The sequence below is a fragment of the Nocardia otitidiscaviarum NBRC 14405 genome (assembly GCF_000308635.1).
In the GTDB taxonomy this organism is placed as follows: Bacteria; Actinomycetota; Actinomycetes; order Mycobacteriales; family Mycobacteriaceae; genus Nocardia; species Nocardia otitidiscaviarum.
In genome coordinates, this window is sequence record NZ_BAGD01000080.1 from 1 (window position 1) to 3991 (window position 3991).

Consider the following 3991-nt stretch of genomic DNA (forward strand, 5'->3'; position numbering starts at 1 on the left):
TTCCTCGGCGCGGCGCTGCTGATCCCAGGCGAGGAAGGCATCACGCTGGCTCTGTAGGCCCTCGACCCGGGCTCGGGCATCGTCGAGGCGCTGCTGCGCCGAGTCCCGTTGCGTCACCAGACCGTTGCGGACGGCCGTCTGCTGGTTCAGCTCGGCCTGGGCGGCGGCTACCGCGTTCTCGGCCTCCACCTTCTTGCGTTCGGCGTCGGCCGCGGCGGCGTCGGCGATCTGCTGGGCGCGGCGGGCCTCGGCGTTCTTGTTGGCCTGATCCACCTGGGCGCGGCGCAGGCCGTCAACCACCTGCCGCTGATTCTTCGAGGCGATGGTCAGCACCTGGGCGCGGGCCAGCGCGGTCTCCGGATCGGGAGCGGACAGATATGTCACCAGTGAGGTGGAGCCGGGCCGCATGTAGATCTGGGCGACGAACTTGTTGAACTCCCGGTGCGCGGCGTCGACGCGGGTGCCCGCCTCGGAGAGTTCCTGCTTGCTCGTCGCGACCGCCGCAGCGGCGGCATCGGCGACGGCGCGGGCCTGCTGCAGATCCACCAGCGCCTTGTTGACGGCCTCGCGGCGCGCGGCCACCGCGTCGTCGAGATGGCGCAGCTGCTGTTCGATCGAGGCGACCTGATTGATCAGCGCGCCCACCTCACCGACCCCGGCATCGACCTGCGCGCCCGCGTCGGCGATCTCGCTGTCACTCGGATTGGGCGGGGGTGGCGGCACCGCGTGGCCGGTACTCACGCCCACCGCGAAAACCGTTGCCACAACGAGCAATCCCGCAGCGACCCGCACCGGGCGTCCCCGCCACCTCGCCGGTAATCGCATCGCACCTCCCTGGATCCCGCTCGGCCCCGGGGAAAGGGAGCGAACAACCGCCCCATGAGCCTCATCAACACCATCCGAAACACCGGACTCCCGAGGCCCGCACGACACTTCTTCCCCAAGAGTGGCGTGGCGCCACGGTACGACACCCGAGTCCCGGGATCGGGGAGGCACGCCACAATGACCACCATTCAATTCACTCGTTGCCAGTCATTAGCTCGATCTACATGACGCATCAGGCATCGAGGACGGCGAACTCGCGGCCGGTCAACACCCGACCGCGAGCAACCAACGAGTGAACGAGACCCGGGCGCCGGAACGCACCGGATTCGGTGAAATCAGGCGACCGGTTCGCGGTCCTTCGCGGTATCCGACGCCCCCGCCGCGCGTCGCGACTTCACCACGTACAGCCCCGCGATGATGGCCACCAGACCGGCCACCAGCACGGCCGTGATCAGGGTCCATGACAGACCCTCTTCGGACTTCATGCGGTCCACGAAGATGCGAGCCGCTTCCTCGGTGTGCGCCGGTCCGCGGTATTTGGCCTTGTCCTCGGCCCATTCCAGCCGCGCGCGGCTGTAGGTGTCACTCCAGGTGCCCACCCAGTCGTCACTGAAGACGACCACGGTGCCCTGCTCCTGCTCGCCCACTTCGGTGGCCAGATCGCGGAGCTTGGCTTCGATGCCCGGATTGCCGGGTATGACGATGATGTTCAGGTCGATGCCGTGTTCACGCGCATCGGCGGCGATATCGGCGAGGCCGTCCTGCTTGCGCCCCTCGGGTGCGGCGACATGGTTGTCGGCGAGATCGCGGAGAATGGCATCCAGATCGGTGTCCGGTGGTAGCTCGGCGAGCGCGGGGGTGAAAGCCTGGGTGTGCGAGACGGTCACGGGGTGCAGAGTACGGGACCGGTTGTCACATCACCTCACCACGGCGCGCCGAACGGTCGGTCACACCGGTCCGGATGCGCCCGGGCCCCCTCCCCCGCGCGTTCACAGGACAAGCGTACTGTTAGGGTTGCACCCGGACGAGGCCGCGCGCCTCGACGAGCCATCGGCACAGCCCCGCCGGTGGCCCCCATTCACAGACGAGTGGAGCTGAAACGTGACGAGTATCGATACTTTCGGCGCCAAGGGCACCCTAGAGGTCGGAAGCAACTCCTACGAGATCTTCCGCCTCTCGGCCGTGCCCGGCACCGAGAAGCTGCCCTACGCACTGAAGGTCCTCGCGGAGAACCTGCTCCGTACCGAGGACGGCGCCAACATCACCGCCGACCACATCCGCGCCATCGCCAACTGGGATCCGAGCGCGGACCCCGACACCGAGATCCAGTTCACCCCGGCCCGCGTGATCATGCAGGACTTCACCGGCGTGCCCTGTGTCGTCGACCTCGCCACCATGCGTGAGGCCGTCACCGCCCTGGGCGGCGACCCGAACAAGGTGAACCCGCTCTCCCCCGCCGACATGGTCATCGACCACTCGGTCATCCTCGACGTCTTCGGCCGCGCCGACGCCCTCGAGCGCAATGTCGACCTGGAGTACCAGCGCAACTCCGAGCGCTACCAGTTCCTGCGCTGGGGCCAGGGCGCCTTCGACGACTTCCGCGTCGTCCCGCCGGGCATGGGCATCGTGCACCAGGTCAACATCGAGTACCTGGCCCCGACCGTCATGGTCCGCAACGGCCAGGCCTACCCCGACACCTGCGTCGGCACCGACTCGCACACCACCATGGTCAACGGCCTGGGTGTGCTGGGCTGGGGCGTCGGCGGTATCGAGGCCGAGGCCGCCATGCTCGGCCAGCCGGTCTCCATGCTGATCCCGCGCGTCGTCGGCTTCAAGCTGACCGGTGAGATCCAGCCCGGCGTGACCGCCACCGACGTCGTGCTCACCGTCACCGACATGCTGCGCAAGCACGGTGTGGTCGGCAAGTTCGTCGAGTTCTACGGCAAGGGCGTCGCCGAGGTGCCCCTCGCCAACCGCGCCACCCTGGGCAATATGAGCCCCGAGTTCGGTTCCACCGCGGCGATCTTCCCGATCGACGCGGAGACCATCAGCTACCTGCGCCTCACCGGCCGCACCGACGAGCAGCTCGCGCTCGTCGAGGCGTACGCCAAGGAGCAGGGCATGTGGCACGACCCGGACCACGAGCCCGCCTACTCGGAGTACCTGGAGCTGGACCTGAGCACCGTGGTGCCGTCCATCGCCGGTCCGAAGCGTCCGCAGGACCGTATCCTGCTGTCGGAGAGCAAGATCGCCTTCCGCAAGGACATCTACAACTACGTCACCGAGGGCGACTCCACCCCGCACACCCAGCTGGACGAGGCCGTCGAGGAGTCCTTCCCGGCCAGCGATCCGGCCGTGCTGTCCTTCGCCGAGGACGACGCGGTGCTGCCGACCGCCGCCAACGGCTCCGAGGGTCGCCCCACCAAGCCGGTCAAGGTCTCCGATCCGGAGCGCGGTGACTTCGTGCTCGACCACGGCGCGGTCGTGGTCGCGGGCATCACCTCCTGCACCAACACCTCCAACCCGTCGGTCATGCTGGGCGCCGCCCTGCTCGCCCGCAACGCGGTGGAGAAGGGCCTGAGCTCCAAGCCGTGGGTCAAGACCAATATGGCCCCGGGCTCGCAGGTCGTCGCCGACTACTACGAGAAGGCCGGGCTCTGGCCGTACCTCGAGAAGCTCGGCTTCTACGTGGGTGGCTTCGGCTGCACCACCTGCATCGGCAACACCGGCCCGCTGCCGGAGGAGATCTCCAAGGCGATCAACGACAACGACCTGTCGGTCACCGCGGTGCTGTCCGGCAACCGCAACTTCGAGGGTCGCATCTCCCCCGACGTGAAGATGAACTACCTGGCCTCGCCGCCGCTGGTCATCGCGTACGCGCTCGCGGGCACCATGGACTTCGACTTCGAGCACGACTCGCTGGGCAAGGACAAGGACGGCAACGACGTCTTCCTGAAGGACATCTGGCCGTCCCCGCAGGAGATCGACGACACCATCAAGTCCGCGATCAACCGCGACATGTTCACCAAGTCCTACGCCGACGTCTTCAAGGGCGACGAGCGCTGGCAGAACCTGAGCACCCCGGAGGGCGACACCTTCGCGTGGGACGAGAACTCGACCTACGTGCGCAAGGCGCCGTACTTCGACGGTATGGAGCTCGAGCCCG

General features: G+C 67.7%; 3 protein-coding genes. 1 reads left to right on the forward strand and 2 read right to left on the reverse strand.

The features are described from left to right. Together ON31_RS16485 and ON31_RS16490 are read right to left on the reverse strand one after the other, a co-directional pair. Positions 1 to 747, reverse strand: a 747-nt coding sequence (locus tag ON31_RS16485) for a coiled-coil domain-containing protein (RefSeq protein ID WP_373282984.1), incomplete at its 3' end; no start/stop codon positions are given. A gap of 413 nt (positions 748 to 1160) precedes the next feature. Further along, complete coding sequence (locus tag ON31_RS16490) at positions 1161 to 1712, reverse strand: Rv1476 family membrane protein (RefSeq protein ID WP_039814704.1); 552 nt, start codon at positions 1710 to 1712, stop codon at positions 1161 to 1163. Positions 1713 to 1926: 214 nt separating this feature from the next. Here ON31_RS16490 and ON31_RS16495 point away from each other — a divergent pair. After that, positions 1927 to 3991, forward strand: a 2065-nt coding sequence (locus ON31_RS16495) for an aconitate hydratase (protein ID WP_039814706.1), incomplete at its 3' end; no start/stop codon positions are given.